Source organism: Methylobacterium sp. GC_Met_2 (assembly GCF_026540795.1).
Taxonomy (GTDB): domain Bacteria; phylum Pseudomonadota; class Alphaproteobacteria; order Rhizobiales; family Beijerinckiaceae; genus Methylobacterium.
In genome coordinates, this window is sequence record NZ_JALNUM010000020.1 from 1 (window position 1) to 26,526 (window position 26,526).

A 26,526-nucleotide genomic window follows, 5' to 3' on the forward strand; every position below is an offset into this window, starting at 1 on the left:
ATGAAATCGGGCGCCGGACGGTTCCGTTCTTCGCCGGAGGGGGCGAAGGCAGCGTTTTCGGGGTGTTCGCCTGCGGGCGTCACGCCCGCTCGCCGCCCGAGTCCCTCAAGCACACCTTTTTTCCCGGACGGGTGGAGCGTCAGCGGAACCTGATCCGGCACACGGAGCGTCGCGCAAGCGGCACAGCGTGTTGCATAAGAGCGCTTCGCGTCCTTGCGCGCGGGGGATCCCGGGCCGCTTCCGCTGGCGCTGCATGCGCCCGGGGGAGGGCCGGCGCGCCACGCCGCGAAAGGTCAGCCGTCGCCGTCCCGCAGCTTGCCCAGGGCGGCGAGCGGCCCCGCATCGTCGCCGGCCACCACCGGCTCGAAGGCGGTGCCGGGCTTGCGCGGATAGGGGTCGAGCCCCAGCGCCAGGAACTCGGCGGTGAGCGTACCGAAATCGACGCGTCCGCCCACCAGGGGATCGGGGATGTCGGCATCCTCGGCATCGGTGCCGGCGAGTTGGTCGGTGTCGGTGAACACGACCTCCACCAGCTCGTGGACCGGCCCCTCGAACGGTTCGAGGCTGACGGTGCAGACCTGCGTCACCAGGGCGTCCACGGTGCCGGTCACGATGAGGCGGCTGGTGGGGCCCGAAATTGCGAACCGCCCGACCAGATCGCGGAGTCCCGGGATCTTGAAGTCCGCTGCGAGCGCCGCGCACTCGGCCGGGCTCGCCTCGACCGTGACGGCGCCCCGTCCCTGGGGCAGGCGCTCGACATTGACCCAGCGCACGAGCGGGCCGCTCTCGTGCGGATTCTCCCGGCGGCTGTCCCGGCTCATGCAATGGCTCCTCTTGCTTCTTCAGCCTGCGCGAAACCCTCCGGTTCCGGGAAGGGCGGCCCGGACCCGAGCAGGGTGTCGAGATCGGCGCCGGCGAGGGCTTCGTCCGCCGCCTGCACATAGGTGGCAAGCCCAGCCCCGTCGCCCTCGCCGCCCAGAACGTTGCGGATGAGGACCGCGCGCAGGGCCGCCGTGTCGCCCGCGTCCAGGGCGGTGTCGTAGCCGGTGGCCCGGCCGTAGAAGGCCGCGCCGAGCTTCTTCATCCGCTTGCCCACGCCCATGTCGCCGACACCCAGCTCGCGCAAGGAGGCGTCCAGCTGGGTGAAGACGGAATTCACGAGATCCTGCGCCACCTCGGCAGCCGGGGCCGGCAGCCGGTTCAGCTGGCGCAGGACCAGGATGGCGTGCAGGCACAGGGCCTCGAACCGGCCCTCCACGGTGTCGGGCACGCCGAGGCGGAGGTAGAGGCCCGGGTGGCGGGCCGCCATGCTGAGCGCCACGTGCAGGCCTTCGACGGCCTGCCGCCGCGCATTCGCCCGTCGGAACAGCCGCGCGATCATCGATGCCACACCCCGGTGTTCTGTGGCCAAGCTTGCCTTGTCAAAGCCATAACCCCGCGGTACGGCAACCCACGCCCAGGGCGCAAGCGTCGTCGGAATTCCGTGTCCGCGGCATCGTTTGCATCCTGTCCGTCCACACGTTTTCTGGGGGCCCGATGCGGCGCCGTCTCGTCCAGTCCTTCGCGCGTCTCGCCCTGGTCGGGCTCGCGGGAGCCGGCCTGTCCGGCTGCATCGGCGAGGAGCTGCGCCACGGCTATCAGGTCGACCAGGCGGCGCTCGCCATGGTCAAGCCCGGCATGAGCCCCGAGCAGGTGCTGCAGATCCTCGGAACGCCCTCGACCGTGTCCACGGTGGGCAACAAGTCCTGGTACTACATCTCCCAGAACACCCGCCGCACGATCATGTTCATGGGCGAGCAGGTCGAGGATCAGAAGGTCACGGCCGTCTATTTCAGCCCCGCCTTCAAGGTCGAGCGCGTGGCGCTCTACGGCCTGCAGGACGGGCGGGTGTTCGACTTCATCGAGCGCACCACGCCGACGAGCGGCGCCGACCGGGCCTTCATCAGCCAGCTGTTCCGCGGCCTGACCCGCTACGAGCCGTTCGGCAGCGGCAACGGCGCCAGCGTCGTTCCGGGCGCCAACCGCGGCCAGTGAGCCGGAGCGCCCGCCAGCAGGCGGGCGATCTCCCCGGGATTCGAGAACAGGTATTCGGGCCCCTGCGCCGCCAGCGCCTGGGGGGCCGTGTAACCCCACGCCACAGCACCGAACGGGCAGCCAAGGGCGCGCGCCGCCTCCAGGTCGCGGATCTCGTCGCCGATGCACAGCGCCTGCGCCGGCACCACGCCCCGGCGCGCGAGGAGCCGCCGCAGGCGCCGCGCCTTTCCGAACAGTGAAGCCCCGCAGGCATAGGCGTCGATCTGCGCGGCGTTGTCCGGTCCGAGCACCCGCCGCACCGTGTCGGCCCGGTTCGACGACAGGATCGCCATCGGCACGCCGGCCTGCGCGAGTCCCGCCAGCATCTCCGGCACGCCCGGGAACAACGCGATCTGCGCCGCGTCCCGGGCCGCGAGCGCGTGCATGTGGCGGGCGATGAGCGGCAGCTTCCAGCGCGGGATGCCGAGATGCGCGACGATCGCGCGGGCCCCCTGGAGGCGCAGGCCCTCGACCTCGTGCGCCTCGACCTGGCGGAAGCGGTAGCGCTCGGCGACGCCGTTCATGACCGAGCAGAACCAGTCGAAGCTGTCGGCCAGGGTCCCGTCGAAGTCGAGCACGACGAGGCGCAGCGAAGCGGCGAAGGTTCTGGCGAGCGCGCCAGGCTCCCTCTCCCGTGCGGGAGAGGGTTGGGGTGAGGGACGGGAAGTCTCAGGATCGAGCACGCCAGCGCCGCCCGTGCCGGTTGCGCCCCTTTCGGAAGCCGCAAATCCCTCACCCGGCTTTCTGCGAAAGCAGACCTCTCCCGCACGGGAGAGGGGACCCGCGCCTCGCTCGGCGAAGACGGCATCGCTGTCGTGTCCGGTGCGCGTTGCCATCGGGAAAAAGCTTAACTCCTACGCCTTGTGATGACGCACTCTCGCGGGCCGAGAAGGCGGCCCCGACCGACCAGGGCGCCCACTGCGATGCACCGATAGGACGGAATCACAGTCTCAGGCCCGGAGGTTCTCGATCGGCACGCTGAGCCGCATCAACAGGCCCCCGGGCGCCCAATCGTGTTCCAGCACGCCGTCGAGCTGGCCGACGACGCTGCGCTCGGCCAGCACCGTGCCGAATCCCTTCCGGGACGGGGTTCTGGTGACCGGCGGGCCGCCGGCCTCCTGCCATGTCAGGGTATAGCGCCCCGCCTCCCGCAGCCCGCTCAAGGAGACGCCGCCCTCCTTGGTGGAGAGGCCGCCATACTTCATGGCGTTGGTGGCCTGCTCGTGCATGATCAGCGCCAGCGCGGTCGCGGTGCGCTCGCCGATCTCCACATCGTCCCCCGCGATGGCGACGCGCGCCTGCCCGCCCTCCTCGTAGGCGGCCATGATCAGGCGCATCAGGCCCAGCACGGTCTGCCCCGCCACCGCGGGCGCGCTGTCGGGGGAGTGCGGCCGGACATATTCGTGCGCCCGCGCCAGGGCACCGAGGCGCTCGCGGAACGCCTTGGCGAAGGGCTGGGCCGCGGGATCGCTGCGGGCGGTGAGCGCTGCCAAACCGCCGACCACCGCGAAGATGTTCTTGATCCGGTGCGACAGCTCGCGGATCAGCAGGTCGCGGGCCTCCTCGGCGCGCTTGGCCTCGCGCAGGTCTCGGGTCACGGTGGCGTAGCCGATCTCGGCCCCGGTCGGGTCCTGCACCGGGAAGATGTTGTAGAGCACCGCCACCGGCTCGCCCGTGACGAAGTGCCGGAACGCCAGTTCGCCCTCCCAGAACCCGTTCCGGCGCACCGCCGGCATCGCGGTCTCCTCCAGGATGCGGCGGCTGTCCGCGGTGAAGAAATCGGGGATCCGGTGCTGGCGGGCGGTGGCGAGATCGGGCAGGCCGATCAGCGCCAGGGCGGCCTCGTTGAGATGGGTGACCGCGCCGTCCAGAGTGCAGAGACCGATGAAGTCCTTGGAGGTCTCGACGATGGCGGCGAGCTTGCGCGCCTCGGCCTCGGCCCGCTTGAGGTCGTCGATGTCGGTGCAGGTGCCGAACCAGCGCTCGATCCGCCCGTCGGCATCGCGGATCGGCATGGCGCGGCCCAGCGTCCAGCGATAGGCGCCGTCGCGATGGCGCAGGCGGTACTCGATCTCGTAGGGATCGCCGGTGGCCAGCGAGTGGCGCCAGCGCGCCCAGGCCCGCTCCTGGTCGGCGGGGTGGAACACATCGTTCCAGCCCTCGCCATCGGTGGAGCCGGAGGGCACGCCGGTGAACTCGTACCAGCGGTCGTTGTAGTAATCGTGGAACCCGTCGGGCCGTGTGGTCCAGACCATCTGGGGCATCGCCGCGGTCATCACCCGGAAGCGGCGCTCGCTCGCGGCGATCTCGGCCTCGCGGCTCGCCACCTGTGCCAGGGTCCGCCGGTGCTCGAGCAGGCTGGAGATCTGACGGGCGAGCGCGGTGAGCGTGGCGGTCTGTTCCGTGTCGAGCCCATCCGGCCGCGGCGCCCGGTCGAGCACGCAGAGCGCGCCGAGCGGGATGCCCTGGCCACCCCGGATCGTGGCGCCGGCATAGAAGCGGAACCCCTCCGGGCCAGTTACCAGAGGATTCTCGATGGTCCTCGGATCGGCTGTCAGATCGGGGATGACGAGCAGGCCGTCGGACTCGATCGTGTAGGCGCAGACCGAGCAATTGATCGGCAGCTCCCGTTCACCGAGCCCGACCTCCGACTTGAACCATTGCCTCTCGGCATCGACCAGACTGACCAGGGCGACCGGCGCGCGACAGACATAGGCGGCGACCCGCACGAGATCGTCATAAAGCGGCTCGGGCTCCGTATCGAGGATCGCGAGATCGCGTAGCTCCGCGAGCCGTTCCGCGGTGCGCCAGGCGCCGCTGGCCGGTGGGGAAGCTGGGAGCGCGTGAGGTGCCGGCACATCCATGGTTCGGCCGTCACATAGGCCTGTTGAGCTTCCCTGCCTAGGTGGCTGCGTAGACGATCGCCGCGCCCGCAACGGGCGCGGCGGCCGATCGGGCCCGTGATGCCTTAGGCGGCGCGGGCCGCACCCAGGGTTGGGTAGTCGATGTACCCTTGCGGACCCTGGCTGTACCACGTGGCAGCCTCGTCCTTGTTGAGCGGCGCACCCTTGGCGATCCGCTCGACGAGATCGGGATTGGCGATGAAGGTCCGCCCGAACGCGATCGCGTCCGCCTCTCCGGCATCCAGCACCTTCTGGCCGCTGACGCCGTCATAATCGGCGTTGAGGATCATCGGGTTGCGGAACACCCGGCGCATCGCAGGGGCGATCGGCGGATGGTCGGCCTTGCCGAAGGTCCCATCCGGGCCGGGCTCGCGCATCTCCAGGAAGGCGACATCGAGATCGGCGAGCGCCTGGGCGGCGGCCACGAACAGCGGCTCGGGGTTCGAATCGTTGCAGCCCTGGATCGCGCCGTTCGGCGAGAGGCGCACGCCGGTACGCTCGGGTCCCGCGACCTTGGCCACCGCCGCGGTGACCTCGCGCAGCAGCCGCACGCGGTTCTCGATCGCGCCGCCGTACTGGTCGGTGCGGTGATTGGTGCCGTCGCGCAGGAACTCGTCGATCAGGTAGCCATTCGCCGCGTGGATCTGCACGCCGTCGAACCCGGCCGCCAGCGCGTTGGCGGTGGCGCGCTCGTAGTCACCGAGCAGGCGCGGGATTTCGGCGATCTCCAGGGGGCGGGCCTCGGCGTAGGGCTTCTTGCCCTCATAGGTGTGGGCCTGATCCGGCGCCGTCGTGGCCGAGGCCGCGACCGGCTGGGCGCCGCCGAGGAAGTCCGGGTGGACCAGCTGGCCCATATGCCAGATCTGGCAGACGATCTTGCCACCCTTGTCGTGGACCGCCTTCACGATCGGCCGCCACGCATCGACCTGGGCGTCGGACCAGATACCCGGCGCGAACGGCCAGCCCAGCCCCTCCTGAGAGATACCGGTGGCCTCGCTGATGATGAGGCCGGCGCCGGCGCGCTGGGCGTAGTATTCGGCCATGATCGGGGTCGGCACGTGCGCGCGGGTGCCGCGGCCGCGGGTGAGCGGGGCCATGAAGATCCGGTTCTTCGCTTCGATGGCGCCAATGCGGATCGGGTCGAGCAGGGACGGCATGGGGTACCTCGTGCTGCTGCGGTCGCGCCGCAGCCGGTTTAAAGCCGAGGTCGAGGTGGCGCTGCGGCGCGGCGATGCCAAGGTGCAGCGCAGCGGGGCGTGCGGCGGCGTGCGGGGGCGCACATGGCGCGGCGGGTGCGCCTTCGGTCACGGAGGGGGAACGAAGACCAGCTCGCATTCGGATGCCAGCCAGACGAGGCGGCGTTTCATCTCTCCACCGGACGGTGCCGCAGCCGGCATGCCGGGAAGCCGTCCGGCCATCGCGTCGATCGAGAGGAGCCGGGATCGCAGGCCCGACGTGAGCCAATCCTTGTCCTTCTCCCGCCACGCGACGGCTTTGGCCAAAGCCACATCGTCGGGGTCCGGAACGATCACCGTGATGCCGGGACAGCCGGCACTCGCATACAGCGTGGTGCGCGCCGACCAGTCGCTCGGCATCAATGACGTTTCAGGCGATACGCCGTCGCAATAATAGCCGTACTGCAGATGGAAGCTCGACCCCTGGCCGATATTGGCATCGATCGCGTCGGACAGATCGTCGGAATTCGGCACGTCCGGAACGTAGAGGTCCGCCTCCGGAGTCAGCAACATGTCGCCGGGAATGTTGCGGCACCGGATCAGGACGACGGCGGAGCCGACCAGGACGAAGCGCCGATGTCCCGTCACCTCCCCGGCTGCCCCGAAGAGATGATCGAGCTTGTCCTTCCGCATCATCCGGTGAGGTCCGGAACTCGCCGGCCCAGGCTCTCGGCGGAGCGTTCCAGGGACGGGATCACGACGAAGACGGGCTGCGTGTCGCGCAGAAGTTCGCCCTGCGGGCTGTCCTCCAGCAACTGCCGGACGATCTGCCGGACATTCTGGCCCAGAAGATCCGCCCATAGTGCGTAATATCGGGCCTGCGCGAAATCCGGGCGCACGCACCGTTCCAGGTAGGCCTGGCCGTTGGCGAGGAGACCTGGATCGTCGATGAGATGCACGGCGACACGCCGCGTCAGGTCATACGAGCGCCGCTTGCTGCGATCGTGAAAATCGGTCTTCACGGGCAGACTGCCGACGAAGCGTTCCCCCTCAGTCATCAGACGCATCCAGACGCATCGGCTCGGCGGTTCCGGAGCATACCGCGATTCCGCACGCACTCGAAGTCCGCAGGACAAATCGCGTCGCCCCGGGAATCCGCTCCGGGGCGACGCGGGGACGGGATCCCTCAGCTATGCGCCAGCACCGCCAGCAGCAGCAGGGCGATGATGTTGGTGATCTTGATCGCCGGGTTCACCGCCGGGCCGGCGGTGTCCTTGTAGGGGTCGCCGACCGTATCGCCGGTCACCGCCGCCTTGTGGGCGTCCGAGCCCTTGCCGCCGTGGTGGCCGTCCTCGATGTACTTCTTCGCGTTGTCCCAGGCGCCGCCGCCCGAGGTCATCGAGATCGCCACGTAGAGGCCGGTCAGGATCACGCCGAGCAGGCTCGCGCCCACCGTGGCGAAGGCCTGACTCTTGCCGGCGATCAGCTGGATCACGAAGAACAGCACGATCGGTGACAACACCGGCAGCAGCGACGGGACGATCATCTCCTTGATCGCCGCCCGGGTCAGCATGTCGACCGCTCGGCCGTAATCCGGCCGGTCGGTGCCCTGCATGATTCCGGGCTTCTCCCGGAATTGGCGCCGGACCTCCTCGACCACCGCACTCGCGGCCCGCCCCACCGCCGTCATGGCGATGCCGGCGAACAGGAACGGGATCAGGCCGCCGAGCAGCAGCCCGACCACCACGTAGGGGTTCGACAGAGAGAAATCGACGCTGACGCCCTGGAAGAAGCGGTACTGGGTCGGGCTGGCATTGGCGATGAAGTAGTTCAGGTCCGACGTGTAGGCGGCAAACAGAACCAGCGCGCCGAGGCCGGCCGAGCCGATTGCGTAGCCCTTGGTCACCGCCTTGGTGGTGTTGCCGACCGCGTCGAGGGCATCGGTCGACTTGCGCACGTCCGGGGGCAGGCCCGCCATCTCGGCGATGCCGCCGGCATTGTCGGTGACCGGCCCAAAGGCGTCGAGCGCCACGATGAAGCCGGCGAGCGCCAGCATGGCGGTGACCGCGATGGCGATGCCGAACAGGCCGGCCAGCGCGTAGGTGCTGATGATGCCGGCCACGATCACGATGGCGGGCAGAGCGGTCGATTCGAGCGAGATCGCCAGCCCCTGGATCACGTTGGTGCCGTGGCCGGTCACCGAGGCGTCCGCGATCGACTTCACCGGGCGGAAGTTGGTGCCGGTGTAGTACTCGGTGATCACCACGATCAGCGCCGTGATGGCGAGCCCGATCACCGCGCAGCCGAACAGGCCGGCCGACGTGAAGGTGACGCCGGTCGACGTGGTGAAGGTGGTCGAGAAGCCGCCGAGCAGGGTCATGTTGACGGCCGCGATCGCCACCACCGAGAGCACCCCCGCGGTGATCAGCCCCTTGTAGAGGGCGCCCATGATCGACTGGTTGGCCCCGAGCCGCACCGCGTAGGTGCCGGCGATCGAGGTGAGGATGCAGGCCGAGCCGATGGCCAGCGGGTAGAGCATCATCGGTTCCAGCACGTCCCGGCCGCTGCCGGTGGGGCCGGAGAAGAAGATCGCGGCCAGCACCATCGTGGCCACCACCGTGACCGCGTAGGTCTCGAACAGGTCGGCCGCCATGCCGGCGCAATCGCCGACATTGTCGCCGACGTTGTCGGCGATGGTCGCGGGATTGCGTGGATCGTCCTCCGGGATCCCGGCCTCGACCTTGCCGACGAGGTCGCCGCCGACATCGGCGCCCTTGGTGAAGATGCCGCCGCCGAGGCGCGCGAAGATCGAGATCAGCGAGGCGCCGAAGCCGAGCGCCACCAGCGCGTCGATCACCTCGCGGCTCGACGGATCGAGATGGGCTCCGCGGGTCAGGAACAGGTAGTAGAAGGCGACCCCGAGGAGGGCGAGGCCCGCCACCAGCATGCCGGTCACCGCCCCGGACTTGAAAGCGACATCGAGGCCGCCGCCCAGCGAGGTCGAGGCGGCCTGCGCGGTGCGCACATTGGCCCGCACCGAGACGTTCATGCCGATGAAGCCGGCCGCGCCGGAGAGCACGGCGCCGATCAGGAAACCGACCGCGACCTTGATCCCGAGGAACACGGCCAGCAGCACGAACAGCACCACGCCGACGAGACCGATCGTGAGGTATTGGCGCTTCAGATAGGCTTGCGCGCCTTCCGCGATGGCGGAGGCGATCTCCTGCATGCGCTGCGTGCCGGCATCGCGCCGCATCACGTCGAGGATCGTGACGATGCCGTAGGCGATGGCGCAGAGCCCGCCCACGATGATCAGAATCAAGGGAATCATGCGACCGTCCTTGTCATTATCGTGCCTGGCTGGGGCTTATGCTTGTCGAGCTTGGCCGCCGGGGGGATGGCCATGGGACGCGGTGCTCGGATCCGGGGCTTTCCTTCCCAGAACAAGGCCTTGATTGCCAAACTTCGCCGGGGAGCGCAAACGCTGTGTTTGACGGCCTCGCAGCTCAGCGCGCGAACGCTGCATCGCACAACGAGATCGAACTAGAATTATTATACATAAAGCCGAATGGCTGCGATGGGATCTGTTTCAGACAGGTCCACCAGTAGAGACTGTCCGCGTGGTCTGCGCTTGGCACGATCGCCTATGCGGTCTCAGGCCCACCGGATCGGTGGGTTTCGACACAACGTCGCGTCCCGAACATCAGGCCGGGTAAGGCGCGCGTCGTTCGATTCGCATCACCAGGGTTGAGGTCCTAACGGACGTCACACCGGCATGGACACCCTGTGCGTCCTCGGGCACGGAAGCCGCTTCCGGACGTTGCCGGGTCGCAGATCAGCTCTCACCGCGGCCGTTCCTGGGCCTCCTGGAACGATAGGCCTCAGAAGTGGCTGAAGGCCCCGGCGGCGAAGACATGGACCCCGCCGTCTCCCGTCTCGAAGCGCGGCGGCCCCTCGCCCGCGGTGACGGTGCCGATGACAGTCAGCTTTATCCCGGCCGCCTCCACCTCGGCCTGGAGAGCCGCCAACGCCTCCGGAGCCACCGTGCAGAGGATCTCGTAATCGTCGCCGCCGGTCAGAGCCGTCGCGATCAGGCCCGGCTCCGCCGCGCAGGCATGCCGGGCCGCCTCCGAGAGCGGCACCGCGGGCAGAGCGATCCGGGCCGTGCGGCCCGCGCCCAGCATCTTGGCGAGATCCCCCGCGAGCCCGTCGGAGACGTCCATGGACGCGGTGGCGTGGCGGCGGATCGCCGGCGCGGCGGCGAGGCGTGGGCGGGGGTGCAGGTAGCGGTCGGCCAGCACCGCCCGCAGCGCCGGATCGAGGGCGGTCGCCCAGGGCGCTTCCGGCTTTAGCCGCAGCCGCAGGCCCAGCGCCGCGTCGCCGATCGTGCCGGTGACGCAGATCCGGTCGCCGATCCGCGCCGTATGGCGCCGGACGATCGTGCCGGCCGGGACCTCGCCGATGAGGCTGATGTTGATCAGGGCCGGTCCGCCGGAGCGCACCGTATCGCCGCCGAGAAGCGGGCAGCCCGCCTCCGCGGCGGCCACGCCGAGTTCCGCCGAGAAGGCAGCGAGCCAGTCCTCGGTCCAGTCGTCGGGCAGCGCCAACGTTAAAAGAAAACCCCGCGGCACCGCGCCCTTGGCGGCGATGTCGGAGAGGTTCACCCCGAGGGCCTTGCGGGCAATGGAGGCCGGCGGATCGTCGGGGAAGTAGTGGATCCCCGCCACAACGGCGTCGGCGGTGAGGACGAGGTCGTGGCCGGGCGCGGGGGTCAGGGTCGCGGCATCGTCCCGGAGCCCGTCGGCACCCGGCCCGGCCAGCGGCGCGAAGTAACGCGCGATCAGCCCCTCCTCGGAGGCGCGGACCGGGCCGGCCACGGGTCAGGCCTTCCCGGGCGCCGTCTTCGTGGGCAGCGGCTTGGACGAGCCGGGCTTGTTCGAGCCCTTGGCGGGGCCGACCTCGCCGGGCCGGACCTCCCGGGCGAGCCGGTCGAGCACCGCGTTGACGAGACCCGGCTCGTCACCCGGATAGAAGCTGTGGGCCACGTCGACATATTCGGAGATCGCCGCCGCCGCCGGTACGTCGAGGCGGAACATCAACTCGTAGGCGCCGGCCCGCAGGATCGCCCGGAGCACGATCTCGATCCGCCGGAGCGGCCAGCCCTGCGCCAGCGCCTGATCGAGCTTCGGGTCGATCGCCCGTTGCTCCTCGACGGCACCGCGCAGCAGATCGCGGAAGAAGGCGGTCTCGGCCTGGGGATGTTCGATCCCGTCGATCTCCTGGCCGATCCAGAACGCCTCGAACTCGGCGAGCGCTTCGAGGACGCCCTTGCCGGACACATCCATCTCGTAGAGCGCCTGCACGACGGCGAGGCGTGCTCCGGTGCGCAGGCTGATCGTCTTGCCGCCCGTCTCCGGCTTCGTGTCGGTCATCTGAGTATCCGTCATCGCGAGCGCGCAGCTTCCGCGGCGCGCTTGAGGGCGAGGACGCCGAGCGCTGCCTCGGCCGCGCCGCCACCCTTGTTCATCTCGGCCACCCGGGCGCGGGCCAGCGCCTGCGCCTCGGTCTCGACGGTGAGAATGCCGTTGCCGAGGGGAATCCGGCGGTCGACCGAGAGATCCATCAGCGCCCGGGCGCTCTCGCCGGCCACGATGTCGTAATGGCCGGTCTCGCCGCGGATCACGCAGCCCAGCGCCACCACGGCGTCGTAGGCCTCCGCGTCGAGTAGGATCGCCACGGTGGCGGGGATCTCCAGGGCGCCCGCCACCGTCACCACGGTCGCGTGCGCGCCGGCCGCTTCGATCGCCGCGCGGGCGCCGGCCAGGAGTTCGTCCGCGAGGGCATCGTAGTAGCGCGCCTCGACCACGAGGATGCGGGCCCCGGCGAGCGCCGGGTCCTGGGGCTTCGGCGCCGCGTCGGCGCGGGTATGGGCGACCATGGCTCTCGTCCAGCCGGTTTTTTGGGGGTTGGCGGGCGGCACGGGGCGCCCGCGAGGGGAGGACGGTTAGACCGAAGCGGCCGGCGCCACAAGCGGTACGATCCGCTCCGGGGCCGAACAGGCTTGAGCTTGGCCCCATGACCCGTCAAGATTGCACCGGACCGCCGCTGAACCGCCGTCGAACCGCCATGCCGCCAGCCCTCGCCGCCGAACACCTCCCCGAAGCCGGCGAGAAGAGCGCGTATGCCTTCCGCACGATCAGCGAGGTCTCCGAGGAGCTCGACGTGCCCCAGCACGTGCTGCGCTTCTGGGAGACCCGCTTCGGCCAGATCCGCCCCGTCAAGCGCGCGGGTGGGCGGCGCTACTACCGGCCCCACGATGTCGAACTCGTCGCCGGCATCCGCCAGCTCCTGCATGTTCAGCGCTACACCATCGCGGGCGCGCAGCGGGTGCTCAAGGAGAACGGCGTCCGCTTCGTCCAGGCGGTGGGCCGTGGCGAGGCCGTTGCGGCCGAGCCGCTGGTCCAGGATGCCGAGGCGGAAACCGGCGCCTTCGCGGATCCGGACCGCGCGGCCCTCGCGGCAGCCCTCGACGAGCTGCGCGCCTGCCGCGCCCTGCTGGACGGCCTGCGCACGCCCCCGGACGCCTGACGACCCGGTCCCGGGGCGCGCGGCCAAGCCACGGCCAAGCTCACGGCAAAGCTCACGGCAAAGCTCTTGCAGGGGCTGGGCGAACTTTCGCCAGGACCCCGCGTTGTCGCCCGCATGGCCTCGCCCCGATCCAAGCTGTCGCCCAGCCAGGAACTGATGGCCCGTATCATGCGGATCGTCCGCACCTGCCCGGAGGCGGCCGGGGAGATGCTGGAACTGATGTTCCTCGTCAGCCAGATCGAAGCTGCCACCAGCGTCGACCGGGAATACCGTGATGCGAAGCGCGTGATCAGCCGTCTGCGCAACCCGCTCTGGGAGATGGGCCCGGCCGACCGGGAGAAGCTGCTCTCGGCCGCGGAGGCGATCCGCCGCGTCTGCCGCCTCGCCGAGGACGAGATACCCTCCATGCCGATCGCCGACGCCGGCGAGCGCGCCCGCGTCGAGGCACGCCTCAACGCCGCCCTGGCAGGCGAGCTTGACGCGGCGCAAATCGCCCGCGTCACCGGGATCGTGGCGGCAGTGCTTCAAAATTAAGCAGCATCCCGATGAACCGGTGCTGGGCGCACTCGACGCCCGTGCCGGCCGTCCCCACATGCTCGTCACCGATGGAAGGGGCGCCCGGAGCGGCCTCCGGAGAGCGCGCCCGCATCGGCACCGGAGAGACGCTTTCATGATCGCCCTTCGTCCGCTCGCCGTGCTGCTCGCAGGGAGTCTGGCGCTAGCCGGGCCGGCCCTGGCCCAATCCCCGACGAGCCGATCGAAGACCGTCGCCCCCGGCAAGACGGTGCGGCTCGAGATCGCCCCCAATCTCAAGAAGGACTGCTCGACCGGCCCGATGCCGGAGTTCAAGGTCTCCGGCCCGCCGAAGAACGGCTCGGTGATCACCAAGGTCGGCAAGCTGAAGACCCCGGCGAGCTACCGCTGCCCCAACAAGGAGGCCGCGGTCCAAGCGTTGTTCTATCAGCCCAATGCCGGCTTCACGGGTGCCGACGAAGTCACCTTCGAGGTGAGAGCCTCCGACGGGCAAGTCCAGACGCAGACCGTGAAAATCACGGTCGGTGGAAGCGGTGCCAAATCCGGAGACGATGCCAAGAAAGAGGGCACCGATTTGTGAGCTGCGGCGAACAACTGCGGCACCTGCGCAGTTTTTCAGCTCTCGACACATGCTCAAAGGCGGCACAGACTCTCGTTTGCGCCGCCTTCACGGCCGGAGAGTGTTGCATGCAATCGACATGCCCGGCGACATGCTCGCCGCACTGCGACAAAAGCGGGCCTGTCGGTTGCATCCGAGCCGAGACAGGATGAAGCTGTCACGGTCTGAGAGGGTTATCGAATGCCGATGCATGCGACGAACGACCTTTTCCAGAGCTTCGCCCGAGGCTACGAGGCCCGCCGCGACACGGAGATGACGCTCTCCGAGTATCTCGAAGCCTGTTGCGACGAGCCCCTGATGTACGCCTCGGCCGCCGAGCGGATCCTGGCGGCGATCGGCGAGCCCGAATTCGTTGATACCTCGAAGGATTCGCGCCTCGGCCGGATCTTCATGAACCGGACAATCCGGACGTATCCGGCTTTCCGGGAGTTCTACGGGATGGAGGAGACGATCGAGCGGATCGTCTCGTTCTTCCGCCACGCTGCGCAGGGTTTGGAGGAGCGCAAGCAGATCCTGTACCTGCTCGGCCCCGTGGGCGGCGGCAAGTCGTCGCTCGCCGAACGGCTGAAGCTGTTGATGGAGGTCCACCCCGTCTACGTGCTCAAGGCCGGGGACGAGGTCTCGCCGGTCTTCGAGAGCCCGCTGGGCCTGTTCGACCCCGACACGATGGGCGAGGAGATCCAGAAGCGCTACGGCATCCCGCGCCGGCGGCTCACCGGCCTGATGAGCCCCTGGGCACTCAAGCGCCTCGACGAGTTCAACGGCGACATCTCCCGCTTCAAGGTGATCAAGGTCCGGCCGTCGCGCCTGCGCCAGATCGCCATCGCCAAGACCGAGCCGGGCGACGAGAACAACCAGGACATCTCCTCGCTGGTCGGCAAGGTCGACATCCGCCGGCTGGAGACCCTGTCGCAGGCGGATCCCGACGCCTACTCGTATTCGGGCGGCCTGAACCGCGCGAACCAGGGCGTTCTCGAATTCGTCGAGATGTTCAAGGCGCCGATCAAGATGCTGCACCCGCTGCTCACGGCGACGCAGGAGGGCAACTATGTCGGCACCGAGAATATCGGCGCGATCCCGTTCACCGGCGTGATCCTGGCCCACTCGAACGAGTCCGAGTGGCAGACCTTCAAGACCAATAAGAACAACGAGGCGTTCATCGACCGGATCTACGTGATCAAGGTCCCGTACTGCCTGCGCGTCACCGAAGAGCAGCACATCTACGAAAAGCTGATCTCCGGCTCGGAACTGTCGGATGCGGCCTGCGCACCCGGCACGCTGGAGATGCTGGCGCGGTTCTCGGTCCTGTCGCGCCTGCGCGAGCACGCCAATTCCAACGCCTTCTCGAAGATGCGGGTCTATGACGGCGAGTCCCTGCGGGAGGTCGATCCCCGCGCCCGCTCGATGCAGGAATACAAGGACACGGCTGGCGTCGACGAGGGCATGGACGGGATCTCGACCCGCTTCGCTTTCAAGGTTCTGGCCGCGACCTTCAACCACGACACCACCGAGGTCTCGGCCGACCCGGTGCACCTGATGTACGTGCTGGAGCAGGCGCTCAAGCGCGAGCAGCTCCCGCCCGAGACCGAGAAGAAGTATCTGGAATTCATCAAGACCGAATTGGCCCCGCGCTACGCGGAGTTCATCGGCCACGAGATCCAGAAGGCCTATCTCGAATCGTACCACGATTACGGCCAGAACCTGTTCGACCGCTACATCGACTACGCCGACGCCTGGATCGAGGACCAGGATTTCAAGGATGCCGAGACCGGCCAGCTCATGAATCGCGAGCTGCTGAACCAGGAGCTCACCAAGATCGAGAAGCCTGCGGGCATCGCCAACCCGAAGGATTTCCGCAACGAGGTGGTGAAGTTCGCCCTGCGCTCCCGGGCGCAGCATGGCGGCCGCAACCCGAGCTGGACCTCCTACGAAAAGCTGCGCGAGGTGATCGAGCGGCGGATGTTCTCCCAGGTGGAGGAATTGCTGCCGGTGATCTCCTTCGGCTCCAAAAAGGACGGCGACACCGAGAAGAAGCACGGCGAGTTCGTCGAGCGGATGGTGTCGCGCGGCTACACCGAGCGGCAGGTCCGCCGTCTGGTGGAATGGTACATGCGGGTCAAGCAGGCCGGCTGAGGGACGACGGGGCCCAGTCAGTCGGGCCCCGTTCCGACCCTCCGCTGGCACAGTTTCGGACGACCGGCCGGTGACGATGTCGGCCCTGCTGCGAACCCGGGATCCTTTCCTTCGGCCGCAGCATGGTACGACAAGGGTCGGAACCCGGCCGGCACACGCGGACGAGGGTTTTCGCAGCGGATGCACATCGTCGACCGACGTTTGAACCCGGGCGGCAAGAGCCTCCCCAACCGCCAGCGCTTCCTGCGCCGCGTCAAGGACGTGGCCCAGCGCGCCGTGCGCGAATCCGCCCGCGAGAAGGACATCAAGGAGCTGGGCAAGGACGGCCGGGTCTCGGTGCCGGCCGATGGCGTGCGCGAGCCGCGCTTCTCCCGCCAGCCCGGCACCGGGCTTCAGGACCACATCCTGCCGGGCAACAAGACCTACGTGGAGGGCGATACGATCGAGCGGCCGCCGGGCGGCGGTGGCGGGCGCGGCTCCGGCGAGGGCGGGGATGGCGGCGAGAACAGCGAGGATGCGTTCCGCTTCGTGCTCACCCGCGAGGAGTTTCTGGAGCTGTTCCTCGAGGACCTGGAACTGCCGGACCTCGCCAAGCGGCGGCTGGCAGTGGTCGAGACCGAGGGCCTGCGCCGGGCCGGCTACACCGTGACGGGCTCGCCCGCCAACCTCGCGCTGACCCGCACCCTCCGCAATTCGATGTCCCGGCGGATCGCCCTCAAGCGACCGAAGCCCGAGGAGGTCGCGGCCCTGCAGGCGAAACTCGACGCGCTGTCGGAGGGTGACCCCGAGCGCGCGGAACTGGAGCAGGCGCTGCTGAAGCTGCGTGAGCGGGCCAAGCGCATCCCGTATGTCGACCCGCTCGACCTGCGCTTCCGCCGGTTCGAGCCCTATCCGCGGCCGATCGCGCAGGCGGTGATGTTCTGCCTGATGGACGTGTCCGGCTCGATGACCGAGCACATGAAGGACCTCGCCAAGCGGTTCTACATCCTGCTTCACATCTTCCTGACGCGCCGCTACCGGCACGTGGAGATCGTGTTCATCCGCCACACCGACCGGGCGACCGAGGTGGACGAGGAGACCTTCTTCGGCTCCCGGGAGACCGGCGGCACGCTGGTCTCGTCGGCGCTGGTCGAGATGAAGCGCATCATCGCCGAGCGCTACGACCCCAACGACTGGAACATCTACGCCGCGCAGGCCTCGGACGGCGATAACGTCTCCTCGGATGGGCCGACTTCCACGGAGCTCTTGCGAGCGCACATCCTGCCGGCCTGCCAGCACTTCGCCTACTTGGAGGTGGGCGACGAGAACGGTCCGCGCGCCGGCTTCGTGGAGCACCGCACCACCCTCTGGCGGACCTACGAGGCGATCGCCAAGGCGGGCGGCCCGATCGCCATGCGCAAGGTCAACCACCGGCGCGAGATCTACCCGGTCTTCCGCGAGCTGTTCGGCCGCCAGGATGCGCGGGCGGAGGCGGAGGCCTGATGGCGGCGCGCGCATCAATCGATCGGGAGGCCGCATGACGCTCGTGAAGGCACGCACGCCCCAGATCATCTCCGGCAACCAGAAACCCCTGTTCATCGGCAACGACTGGGATTTCGACACGATCCGACGCATCCACGACGCCTGCGAGGCCATCGCCGGGCCGCAGCTCGGCCTGTCGTGGTATCCGAACCAGATCGAGATCATCACGGCCGAGCAGATGCTTGACGCCTACGCGTCGATCGGCATGCCGCTGTTCTACAAGCACTGGTCGTTCGGCAAGCACTTCGCCCAGCACGAGGCCGGCTATCGCCGCGGCCTGATGGGGCTCGCCTACGAGATCGTCATCAACTCCGACCCGTGCATCTCCTACGTGATGGAGGAGAACACGGCGACGATGCAGACGCTGGTCATCGCGCACGCCGCCTTCGGTCATAACCACTTCTTCAAGAACAATTATCTGTTTCGGCAGTGGACCGACGCCGAAGGTATTCTGGACTATCTGGATTTCGCCAAGGGCTTCATCACCCGCTGCGAGGAGCGCTACGGTCATCAGGCGGTGGAGCAGGTGCTCGACGCTGCGCATGCGCTGATGAGCCAGGGCGTCCACCGCTACCCACGCAAGAAGCGGCCCGACCTCGCCTCCGAGCAACGGCGCGAGCGCGAGCGGATCGAGCACGGCGAGCAGATCTACAACGATCTTTGGCGCACCCTGCCGCAGAAGATCGGCACCGTGCGGCCGGACGTGGCGGCCGAACGGCGCAAGGCGCTCCTCGAATTACCGCAGGAGAATATACTTTACTTCCTGGAGAAGGTCGCGCCGCGCCTGCGGCCATGGCAGCGCGAGATCCTGCGCATCGTCCGCTTGGTCGCCCAGTATTTCTATCCGCAGCGCCAGACCAAGGTGATGAACGAGGGCTGCGCCACCTACAGCCACTACCGGATCATGAACGCCCTGTCGGAATCGGGACAGATCACCGAGGCGGCCTACCTCGAATTCCTGCAATCCCACACCAACGTCATCCGGCAGCCGAACTACGACGACCGCTCCTACGGCGGTCACAACCCTTACGCGATCGGCTTCGCGATGATGCAGGACATCGCCCGCATCGTGGAGCAGCCGAGCGACGAGGACCGGGCTTGGTTCCCGGAGATCGCCGGCACCGGCGACGCCATGGCGGTGTTGCGCGATTGCTGGGAGAATTACCGGGACGAGAGCTTCATCCAGCAATTCCTGTCGCCCAAGCTGATGCGCGACCTGCGCCTGTTCCACGTGGTCGACGACCCCGACGAGCCGGAATTGCGCGTGGAGGCGATCCACGACGAGCGCGGCTACCGCAAGATGCGACGCTCCTTCGCGCGTCAGTACGACGTGGCGTGGCTCGATCCGGATATCGAGGTGGTGGATGTGGATCTCGAAGGGGACCGCCGCCTGATCCTGCACCACAAGGCGATCAACAAGATCACCCTGCAGAAGGACGACGCCAAGCGGGTGCTGCAGCACCTCGCCGACCTCTGGGGCTACGACGTGGTGCTCAAGGAGGTCGAACCGGCCACCGGCACGGTGCTGGGCGAGATCACAGCCAGCGCGCGGCCGATTTTTTTCTGACTTGGATGACGACAACCTGGCGTTTCCCTCCCCCCTCGACGGGAGAGGGAGGGTTCGTGCGGGAGGCGGCGTGTTCTGAACAACTAACCCGTACTGCATGACACAATGACCGCCACGACCCTCACCCTCGAAGAGACCAGCGATTTCCTCGACCTTGAATTCCCGCAGATGCAGGCGGGCGGCCGGGCCTATCACCTTGAGGCTGTGGGATCGCTCTCGGCCCGGATGCGGCTGGAGGCGCACGAGCGGTTCCTGCGCCCCGGCGCGACCGTCTCGGGGCCGGCCATGATGGCGCTGGCCGATTACGCCCTCTACGCGGCGATCCTCGCCAATATCGGCCCTGTCGCTCTCGCGGTGACCACGAGCCTGAACTTCAACTTCCTGCGCAAGCCCGCCTCGGGGGATCTCCTGGCCGAATGCCGGCTGCTGAAGCTCGGCCGGCGGCTCGCGGTGGGCGAGGTTCTGATCACCGCGGACGGCAACCCCGACCTCGTCTGCCACGCCACCGGGACCTACTCGATCCCACCGCGCTGAGCGCGCGCGGCGTTCCGCATCTCAAGTCATGGTTTCGAAAGGTCGAGACCTTTTGCGGGTCCAGGGCGGAGCCTTGGAGACCATCTCGGGGCGAACAAGCTGTCAGCCCCGTGCCTCGGCGAGCCGGGCTGCGTAGCGGGCGATCAGATCGACCTCCAGGTTCAGCCTGTCCCCGGCGCGCCGCTCGCCCCACGTGGTGACCTGCAGCGTGTGCGGGATCAGCAGCACCGAGAATTGGTCGTCCTGGACCGAATTCACGGTGAGCGAGGTGCCGTCGAGGCAGACCGAGCCCTTCTCGGCGATGAAGTGTTTCACGGCGGCCGGCGCCCGCAAAGTGAAGCGTTCGCTGGCCCCCCAGGCATCCGCCGTGACGCTTGTGCGCTCCACGATCTCGGCGAGGCCATCGACATGGCCCGTGACCAGGTGGCCGCCGAGTTCGTCGCCAACCTTGAGCGAGCGTTCGAGGTTGATCCGCGTGCCCGGCGCCCAGGAGCCGACCGTGGTGCGCATCAAGGTCTCGGCGGCGGCGTCCACCGCGAAGACACAGCCGCCCTCGGCCGGCTCCACCGAGACCGCCGTGAGGCACGGGCCCGCGCAGGCGATCGAGGCGCCGAGCGTGATCGTGGTGGGGTCGTAGGAGGCCTGGATCACGATCCGGCGCAGGTCGCCTTCGCCCGAGACCGAGACCACCGTGCCGACGGCGCTGACCAACCCGGTGAACATCGCTTACGTCCTGTTGCGTTCGTAGGTCACGGCCGCGTCGGGTCCGAGCTGGAGCCGCTCGGCCTCGCGGAACCGGTCACTTGCCAGAGCTTTCGCCAGGGCGGGTCCCAGCGCCGGAAGGCCCCCGGCCGACCCCAGCTCCACCGGCCCGGTGACCAGCGTGCAGGTATCGATCAGATCGGCGCGCGCCAGCGCCTCTGCAAGGCGGGGCCCGCCCTCGCTGCAAAGGCGGGTCAGGCCGCGCTCGCCCAGATGCGCCAGGGCGGCCGGAAGGTCGATCCCGCCGGCCGCGTCCGCCGGCACGGTGGCGACCTCGACGCCCAGCGCCTCCAGGGCGCGCTTGGCATGGGCCGGGGCGGAGCGGGTGGTCAGCACCAGCGTCGGCGTGTCGCGGGCGGTCCGGGCGAGCACGCTCGCCGGCGAGAGCCGCAGATGCGTGTCGAGCACGATCCGCAGAGGCGAGCGCCCGGTGAGTCCCGGCAGCCGTACGGTGAGCGACGGATCGTCGGCCCGGGCGGTGCCGATGCCGATCAGGATCGCGTCGGCATGGCCCCGCCAGAGATGGACCGCCCCATCGGCCACCGGCCCGGTGATCCGCAGGCGCTCGGGACCGGCCGACGCGCAGAAGCCGTCGCGGGTGCGGGCGAGCTTGAGGTGCAGGGCCGGCCGGCCCCGCGTCACCCGGGTGATGTGGCCGAGATGGTCGCGGGCCGCCCCTGCCCGCATCAACCCGGTCTCGACCGTTACCCCCGCCTGCCGCAGGAGATCGTGGCCGCGCCCCGCCACCCGCGGGTCGGGATCCTCCAGAGCGCTGACCACCCGGGCGATCCCGGCGGCCAGGATCGCGTTCGTGCAGGGCGGCGTGCGGCCGTGATGCGAGCAGGGTTCCAGGGTGACGTAGAGGGTCGCGCCCCGGGCGGCATCCCCCGCGGCGGCGAGCGCCAGGGGCTCCCCGTGCGGGCGGCCGCCCGGCGCCGTGGCCGCCGTCCCGAGGATGCGGCCTGTGGCGGGCTCGACCACGACGGCACCGACCGACGGGTTCGGCCAGGTGCTACCGAGGCCCCGCCGGCCCAGGGCGAGGGCGAGGCGCATGAAGGTCGAATCGTCGCTCATGTGCGACCGGAGCGGCGGCGTCCCGGGGCCTCGGGCTCCGGCTCCACCTCCAAGGCGGTCTCGGACCCCGGCAGCGGCGTGCCGTCGCCGAGTGTGCCGAGCAGGTCCTCGAAATCCTTGGCCTCGCGGAAGTTCTTGTAGACCGAGGCGAAGCGCACGTAGGCCACGTCGTCGAGACCCTTGAGCCCCGCCATCACCAGCTCGCCGATCGCCTCGGAGGTCACCTCGGGCTCGCCGGCGCTCTCGAGCTGCCGGGTGATGCCGCTGACCAGCCGCTCGATCCGCTCCGGCTCGACGCTGCGCTTGCGCAGGGCCACGTCGATGGAGCGCTGGAGCTTGTCCCGGTCGAAGGGCACGCGCTTGCCCGAGCGCTTGAGGACCACGACCTCGCGCAGCTGCACCCGCTCGAAGGTGGTGAAGCGGCCCGCGCAATCCGGGCAGACCCGGCGGCGGCGGATCGCGGCGCCGTCCTCGGAGGGCCGCGAATCCTTCACCTGGGTCTCGGAGCCGCCGCAATAGGGACACCGCATGGATTTCGATACTCAGGCATGGAAACGGCCGCGGATCGGTGGGATCCGCGGCCGTTTCCTAATCCACCGAAGGCCAGCCCGAAAGACCGGCCCCGTTCACGCCTCAGCCGTAGATCGGGAACCGGTCCGTCAGCGCATGGACGCGGGTCTTGACGTCGGCCTCGACCGCGCTGTCACCCGCCTCGCCCTTTGCGACGAGACCGTCCAGCACCTCGACGATGAAGCCGCCGATCTGCTTGAACTCGGCAACGCCGAAGCCGCGCGAGGTACCGGCCGGGGTGCCGAGCCGGATGCCCGAGGTGATGGTCGGCTTCTGCGTGTCGAAGGGCACGCCGTTCTTGTTGCAGGTGATGTCCGCCCGCGACAGCGCGGCTTCCGCGGCCTTGCCGGTCAGGCCCTTCCGCTGCAGATCGACCAGCATCAGGTGGTTGTCGGTACCGCCCGAGGTGATGTCGTAGCCGCCGGACATCAGCGTGTCGGCGAGCGCCTTAGCGTTCTCCACCACCTGACGGGCGTAGATCTTGAACTCGGGCTTCAGCGCCTCGCCGAAGGCCACCGCCTTGCCAGCGATGACGTGCATCAGCGGGCCGCCCTGAATGCCGGGGAAGATCGCCGAATTGAACTTCTTGGCGAGGGCCTCGTCGTTCGTCAGGATCATGCCGCCGCGCGGGCCGCGGAGCGTCTTGTGCGTGGTGGTGGTGACCACGTGGGCGTGCGGGAACGGCGACGGATGCACGCCGGCCGCGATCAGCCCGGCGAAGTGCGCGGCATCGACCATGAAGTAGGCGCCGACCGAATCCGCGATCTCGCGGAACTTGGCGAAATCCCAATGGCGCGGGTAACCCGAGCCGCCGGCGATGATCACCTTCGGCTTATGCTCCTGCGCGAGCTGGGCGACCTGCTCCATGTCGATGCGCTGGTCGTCCCGGCGCACCGTGTAGGAAACCGGCTTGAACCACTTGCCCGAGACGTTCGGCGGGGCGCCGTGGGTCAGGTGGCCGCCGGCCGCGAGGTCGAGGCCGAGGAAGGTGTCGCCGGGCTGCAGCAGCGCCAGGAACACGCCCTGGTTGGCCTGGGAGCCGGAATTCGGCTGCACGTTGGCGAAGCCGCAATCGAACAGGCGCTTGGCGCGCTCGATGGCGAGATCCTCGGCGATGTCGACGAACTGGCAGCCGCCATAGTAGCGCCGGCCCGGATAGCCCTCCGCGTACTTGTTGGTCAGCACGGAGCCCTGCGCTTCCAGCACGGCGCGGGAGACGATGTTCTCCGACGCGATCAGCTCGATCTCATGCTGCTGACGGCCGAGTTCCTTGGCCACCGCCTCGGCAATCTCGGGATCGGCCTCGGTCAGCGGGGCGGCGAAGAAGCTGTTGGAGAAGTGCTTGTCGGCGGCGGTACCGGCGCTCATGGTCTGCCTCTGTTCTGGTAGGGGCGATGCCCGGCCTTTCGTCGGCGTGCACGGGCGGGCGTTGAAGGCCCGATTTCTACACGGGCCGAACCCTCAGGCCAAGCACAGGCCTTTTTTCGGCCGGGATGAAAGAAATTGAAGGCGGCGCTCTTCAAAGCGCCATGTTGGTCTCGATCAACACCGTCTCAGTCTCGAATGCGGCGGCATGCCACGCCCCGGCGGGAAAGTGGAACACGCTGCCGGCGGCGAACGGTTTGCGGCCCTGCTCGGTCTCCAGGATCCCGGAGCCCGAGACAACCTGTACGAACTGCTCGTGATCGTGGCTGTGGCGCGCAGCGGAGACGCCCGCCGGCACCACCACGCGCACGAGGCTCGCCCCCGCGCCCGGAATCGTGCGCTTGGCGACGCCGTTGGCCGCGATGCTTTCCGCCCGGTCGTCCCAGGCGGTCAGGTGGTCGGTTGTCACTGGGCTTCCCTGGCAGCCGGATAGGATCGAACGGGTATCGCCAGGAGATGCGGCTTGGATCCGCCGAGGCAACGGCCGCGGGGGCTGCGTCCCTGCGTCACCCGGTCCCGCCCTGGGGCGGGCGCCCACGCTTGGGCTTCGCGGCCTGCGGCTCGTGTGATCCGCCAGCCTGCGCGTCCCGGTGGCCGTCGGCCGGCGTCCCCGTCGAGGGCCAGAAGGTCTCGAACAGGTCCTGCATCGCCCGGATGTTGTTGCCCTGCACCTCGGCTCCGGTGCGCAGCATCTGCTGGAGCATGTCCGAGCCGCCCTCGCCGGGCTTCGTCCCCGGCGGCTTGGGCGCCGGCTTGGGGGCCAGGGGCTCGGCGACAGGCATGAACGCCTTGGCCATCTCGGCCCAGGCCGGTCCGAAGGGGAACGGCACCGGCGGGGGCGGCGCGCTCGCCCGTGTCTGGGCTGGCGCGGGCTGCGGCTGGTTCATCAGCACGTGGACGATGCTGGCCACCACGGCACCCGCCATCATCGGCAGCATCTGGCGCAGCACTTGCGCGCCGACGCCGCTCGTGGCCGAGGCCTGCTGCAACACCCCCTGCAGCAACTGGGCCGAACCGAACATCTGGCTGAGGGGATCGAGCCCCTGACGCCCCGCGGGGCGTGCCGCATCGGGCAAGCCGAACATCCGCGCGAGGTTGCCCGGATCCATGCCGACGCCGCGCTGGAGGCCGAGGGTCAGGGCGGGCATCAGGGCCTCGAAGGCGCGGGCCGTTTGTTCGGTCGTCAGGCCGAACTGCTGACCCAGGGCCTGGAAGCCGGCTTCGCCCTGGGCCTGGAACATCTCGAGCGGGTTGAACATGACGCCTTGATCCTGGCCCGGTCGGACCAGCCGGGATGGAGCATCGTGACCCGTCGCGCGGGGAAATACCAGTTCCCGCCCGCGGAACTTGTGCTCAGTGCGGCTCGACCGTCGTGTTCAGCTTGCCGGACCGGGATGGGCCTGGCCGACCGGCAAAGGCGCGACCCGGTGGGGCGCCTCCGAGGCGCCCGTGGGCAGCAGCAGGTTCGGCCCGGCGCCCTCCAGCCGGTCGACGGTGCGACGCGCGAGCAGAAATCCCAGCACCCCGAAGACCAGCGAGCCGAGCCCCATGCCGGCCACCACCCCCCGGGGGCCGTAGAGCGCGGCACCGAGCAGGCCAGGCGGGATCGTGCCCAGCGTCGCCCGGCCCCAGTTCAGCAGCGTGGAGCGTAAGGGAAAGCCGAGATTATTGAAGGCGGCGTTGCCCAGGAACAGGAGCCCGTTGAAGAACCAGATCGCGCCGCCGACCTGGCAGAAGAAGCCGAACAGATCGGCCGCGACCCCATGGAGGCCGAACAGGGCGGCGATCGGGCCGCGGGCGAGCGCCAGGGCGAGCCAGACCGTGCTCACGTAGGCGAGCGTCACCCCGGCGGCGGCGCGCAGGACGCCGCGCATCCGGTCGAACCGGCCCGCGCCCCAGTTCTGCGCGAGGATCGGCCCGATCGCCCCCGACAGGGCGAACAGGCCGCAGAAGGCCACCGGCGTCAGGCGGTCGATCACCGAGGCGGCCGCGACCGCCTCGGCGCCGTAGCCGGCATAAAGGCGCGCCAGGAACGCGCTCGCCGCCGACGGCGCGAGGTTGGTGAGGATGGCGGGCCCCGCGACGACCGCCAGGGCGACCGTGTCGGCCCGGAGGTCGGCGCCGCGGGGCCAACCCAGGAGGCCATGTCGGGCGACGCCGCGCAGACCCACCGCCACGAACGTCACCCGCGCCACGCAGACGGTGATCGCCGCGCCCTCCACGCCGAGGCCGGCGGCGAAGATCAGCACCGGGTCGAGGAGTGCAGTGATCACGGCGCCGGCGAGCGTCACCATCATCGCCTGCCCGGCCGCGCCGACCGCCCGGAGCAGGCCGGTGAACAACATGCCGGCGGCCAGCAGGGGGTTCGACACCAGGGTGATGTGCAGGAACAGCGTGGCCACCCGCAGGGCCTCGCCGCGTGCGCCGATCAGGGTCAGAAGCAGCTCGGCGTAGAATGCGATCAGCCCCGCGATCAAGGCGGAGACGAGGGTTCCGAGCGTCAGCGCCGAGGTCGAGAGGCGGCGTGCCGCGGCTAGATCGTGCGCACCCACGGCCTTCCCCACCAGGGCACCCGCGGCAATCATCAGGCCGATATTCACCGCGGTGGCGGAGAACTGCACGATGCCGGCGAATCCGACCGCCGCGGTGAGGTTCGGGTCGCCCAGCGTCGAGACGTAGAGCAGCGACAGCAGGTCGACGGCGAAGATCGCCAGCAGACCCACAGAGCCGGTGGCGCCCATCACCACGACGTGCCGGAGGATCGAGCCCGTGACGAAGCGGCCGGTCTCCGGTGGGCTTGCGGGGTTACGCATCTCGGTCGGGGAATACTCGCGCGAACCGTTCCGCGTCTCCCCCTTCCCCCTTTGCGGGGGAGGGTGGCCCCTGCGTGAGCAGGGGTCGGGTCGGGACGAAGTCCCGCAAGGGGGGAACCCGGCTTCCGGAAGAAGAGCGACCGGCGGGACGGGCTACGCGCAATTCTGCACCGTCGCTCCCCTCTACCGACCCCCTTCGGGGGCCTCCCTCACCCGCAAAGGGGGGAGGGAGGAC

General features: G+C 69.2%; 26 protein-coding genes. 8 read left to right on the top strand and 18 right to left on the bottom strand.

Features of this window, described 5'->3' with window-relative positions; genetic code table 11:
* Window positions 1-293 precede the first annotated feature (293 nt).
* Complete coding sequence (locus OXS49_RS09740) at window positions 294-821, bottom strand: DUF177 domain-containing protein (protein ID WP_267423782.1); 528 nt, start codon at window positions 819-821, stop codon at window positions 294-296.
* Window positions 818-1,381: a ubiquinol-cytochrome C chaperone family protein gene (locus tag OXS49_RS09745; RefSeq protein ID WP_267423783.1), complete on the bottom strand. Its 564-nt coding sequence runs from the start codon at window positions 1,379-1,381 to the stop codon at window positions 818-820. The genes OXS49_RS09740 and OXS49_RS09745 overlap by 4 nt, the downstream gene beginning before the upstream one ends.
* A 155-nt stretch (window positions 1,382-1,536) precedes the next feature.
* Between OXS49_RS09745 and OXS49_RS09750 the strand changes: the two genes are divergently transcribed.
* Window positions 1,537-2,034, top strand: a complete 498-nt coding sequence (locus OXS49_RS09750; RefSeq protein ID WP_267423784.1) for an outer membrane protein assembly factor BamE — start codon at window positions 1,537-1,539, stop codon at window positions 2,032-2,034.
* On the opposite strand, the gene OXS49_RS09755 is transcribed toward OXS49_RS09750, so the two are convergent.
* The 9 genes from OXS49_RS09755 to ribH form a co-directional block, all read right to left on the bottom strand.
* On the bottom strand, window positions 1,971-2,663 hold the full coding sequence (locus OXS49_RS09755) for an HAD hydrolase-like protein (RefSeq protein WP_267423868.1): 693 nt from the start codon (window positions 2,661-2,663) through the stop codon (window positions 1,971-1,973). The two genes, OXS49_RS09750 and OXS49_RS09755, sit on opposite strands and share 64 nt — an antisense overlap.
* A gap of 360 nt (window positions 2,664-3,023) precedes the next feature.
* On the bottom strand, window positions 3,024-4,937 hold the full coding sequence (locus OXS49_RS09760) for a PAS domain S-box protein (RefSeq protein WP_267423786.1): 1,914 nt from the start codon (window positions 4,935-4,937) through the stop codon (window positions 3,024-3,026).
* 104 nt (window positions 4,938-5,041) lie between these two features.
* A complete protein-coding gene (locus tag OXS49_RS09765) occupies window positions 5,042-6,133 on the bottom strand; it encodes an alkene reductase (protein WP_244005978.1) in 1,092 nt (363 codons plus the stop codon).
* Window positions 6,134-6,280: 147 nt separating this feature from the next.
* Complete coding sequence (locus OXS49_RS09770) at window positions 6,281-6,847, bottom strand: DUF6036 family nucleotidyltransferase (RefSeq protein ID WP_267423788.1); 567 nt, start codon at window positions 6,845-6,847, stop codon at window positions 6,281-6,283.
* Window positions 6,844-7,209 (bottom strand): hypothetical protein, encoded by a 366-nt coding sequence (locus tag OXS49_RS09775; RefSeq protein ID WP_267423790.1) that lies wholly within the window; start codon window positions 7,207-7,209, stop codon window positions 6,844-6,846. The genes OXS49_RS09770 and OXS49_RS09775 overlap by 4 nt, the downstream gene beginning before the upstream one ends.
* 128 nt (window positions 7,210-7,337) lie before the next feature.
* A complete protein-coding gene (locus tag OXS49_RS09780; protein WP_267423792.1) occupies window positions 7,338-9,482 on the bottom strand; it encodes a sodium-translocating pyrophosphatase in 2,145 nt (714 codons plus the stop codon).
* 550 nt (window positions 9,483-10,032) lie between these two features.
* Window positions 10,033-11,028 carry a thiamine-phosphate kinase gene (gene thiL, locus OXS49_RS09785; RefSeq protein ID WP_267423794.1) on the bottom strand — a complete coding sequence of 332 codons (996 nt, stop codon included), beginning with the start codon at window positions 11,026-11,028 and terminating at the stop codon, window positions 10,033-10,035.
* Window positions 11,029-11,031: 3 nt separating this feature from the next.
* The gene (gene nusB / locus OXS49_RS09790; protein ID WP_267423796.1) at window positions 11,032-11,583 is read right to left on the bottom strand and encodes a transcription antitermination factor NusB; all 552 of its coding nucleotides are present in this window, start codon (window positions 11,581-11,583) and stop codon (window positions 11,032-11,034) included.
* 11 nt (window positions 11,584-11,594) lie between these two features.
* Complete coding sequence (ribH, locus tag OXS49_RS09795; protein ID WP_267423797.1) at window positions 11,595-12,089, bottom strand: 6,7-dimethyl-8-ribityllumazine synthase; 495 nt, start codon at window positions 12,087-12,089, stop codon at window positions 11,595-11,597.
* A 188-nt stretch (window positions 12,090-12,277) separates the two neighbouring features.
* Between ribH and OXS49_RS09800 the strand changes: the two genes are divergently transcribed.
* The 7 genes from OXS49_RS09800 to OXS49_RS09830 all read left to right on the top strand — a co-directional run bounded on the left by OXS49_RS09800 (window position 12,278) and on the right by OXS49_RS09830 (window position 19,647).
* On the top strand, window positions 12,278-12,739 hold the full coding sequence (locus OXS49_RS09800; RefSeq protein WP_244006129.1) for a MerR family transcriptional regulator: 462 nt from the start codon (window positions 12,278-12,280) through the stop codon (window positions 12,737-12,739).
* A gap of 114 nt (window positions 12,740-12,853) precedes the next feature.
* Window positions 12,854-13,273 (top strand): hypothetical protein, encoded by a 420-nt coding sequence (locus tag OXS49_RS09805; RefSeq protein ID WP_243919239.1) that lies wholly within the window; start codon window positions 12,854-12,856, stop codon window positions 13,271-13,273.
* A gap of 136 nt (window positions 13,274-13,409) precedes the next feature.
* Window positions 13,410-13,853 carry a cadherin-like domain-containing protein gene (locus tag OXS49_RS09810; protein WP_244005988.1) on the top strand — a complete coding sequence of 148 codons (444 nt, stop codon included), beginning with the start codon at window positions 13,410-13,412 and terminating at the stop codon, window positions 13,851-13,853.
* A 219-nt stretch (window positions 13,854-14,072) separates the two neighbouring features.
* On the top strand, window positions 14,073-16,025 hold the full coding sequence (locus OXS49_RS09815; protein WP_267423799.1) for a PrkA family serine protein kinase: 1,953 nt from the start codon (window positions 14,073-14,075) through the stop codon (window positions 16,023-16,025).
* Window positions 16,026-16,205: 180 nt separating this feature from the next.
* Window positions 16,206-17,507, top strand: a complete 1,302-nt coding sequence (locus OXS49_RS09820) for a YeaH/YhbH family protein (protein ID WP_244005991.1) — start codon at window positions 16,206-16,208, stop codon at window positions 17,505-17,507.
* A 34-nt stretch (window positions 17,508-17,541) separates the two neighbouring features.
* Window positions 17,542-19,113 (top strand): SpoVR family protein, encoded by a 1,572-nt coding sequence (locus OXS49_RS09825; RefSeq protein WP_267423803.1) that lies wholly within the window; start codon window positions 17,542-17,544, stop codon window positions 19,111-19,113.
* A 105-nt stretch (window positions 19,114-19,218) separates the two neighbouring features.
* Complete coding sequence (locus OXS49_RS09830; protein ID WP_267423805.1) at window positions 19,219-19,647, top strand: PaaI family thioesterase; 429 nt, start codon at window positions 19,219-19,221, stop codon at window positions 19,645-19,647.
* 102 nt (window positions 19,648-19,749) lie between these two features.
* Here the strand turns inward: OXS49_RS09830 and OXS49_RS09835 are convergent, their stop codons facing one another.
* The 7 genes from OXS49_RS09835 to OXS49_RS09865 all read right to left on the bottom strand — a co-directional run bounded on the left by OXS49_RS09835 (window position 19,750) and on the right by OXS49_RS09865 (window position 26,291).
* A complete protein-coding gene (locus OXS49_RS09835) occupies window positions 19,750-20,370 on the bottom strand; it encodes a riboflavin synthase (protein ID WP_244005994.1) in 621 nt (206 codons plus the stop codon).
* A gap of 3 nt (window positions 20,371-20,373) precedes the next feature.
* Window positions 20,374-21,483: a bifunctional diaminohydroxyphosphoribosylaminopyrimidine deaminase/5-amino-6-(5-phosphoribosylamino)uracil reductase RibD gene (gene ribD, locus OXS49_RS09840; protein ID WP_267423808.1), complete on the bottom strand. Its 1,110-nt coding sequence runs from the start codon at window positions 21,481-21,483 to the stop codon at window positions 20,374-20,376.
* Complete coding sequence (gene nrdR / locus OXS49_RS09845; RefSeq protein WP_244005997.1) at window positions 21,480-22,013, bottom strand: transcriptional regulator NrdR; 534 nt, start codon at window positions 22,011-22,013, stop codon at window positions 21,480-21,482. Before nrdR ends, ribD begins: the two co-directional genes overlap by 4 nt.
* A 103-nt stretch (window positions 22,014-22,116) precedes the next feature.
* Entirely contained in the window at window positions 22,117-23,421 is a 1,305-nt protein-coding gene (gene glyA / locus OXS49_RS09850) for a serine hydroxymethyltransferase (protein ID WP_267423810.1), read from the bottom strand.
* Window positions 23,422-23,572: 151 nt separating this feature from the next.
* A complete protein-coding gene (locus OXS49_RS09855; protein ID WP_244005999.1) occupies window positions 23,573-23,887 on the bottom strand; it encodes a cupin domain-containing protein in 315 nt (104 codons plus the stop codon).
* A 97-nt stretch (window positions 23,888-23,984) separates the two neighbouring features.
* Entirely contained in the window at window positions 23,985-24,737 is a 753-nt protein-coding gene (locus tag OXS49_RS09860; protein ID WP_267423812.1) for a DUF937 domain-containing protein, read from the bottom strand.
* 117 nt (window positions 24,738-24,854) lie between these two features.
* On the bottom strand, window positions 24,855-26,291 hold the full coding sequence (locus OXS49_RS09865; protein WP_267423813.1) for an MATE family efflux transporter: 1,437 nt from the start codon (window positions 26,289-26,291) through the stop codon (window positions 24,855-24,857).
* Between the last annotated feature and the right edge of the window lie 235 nt (window positions 26,292-26,526).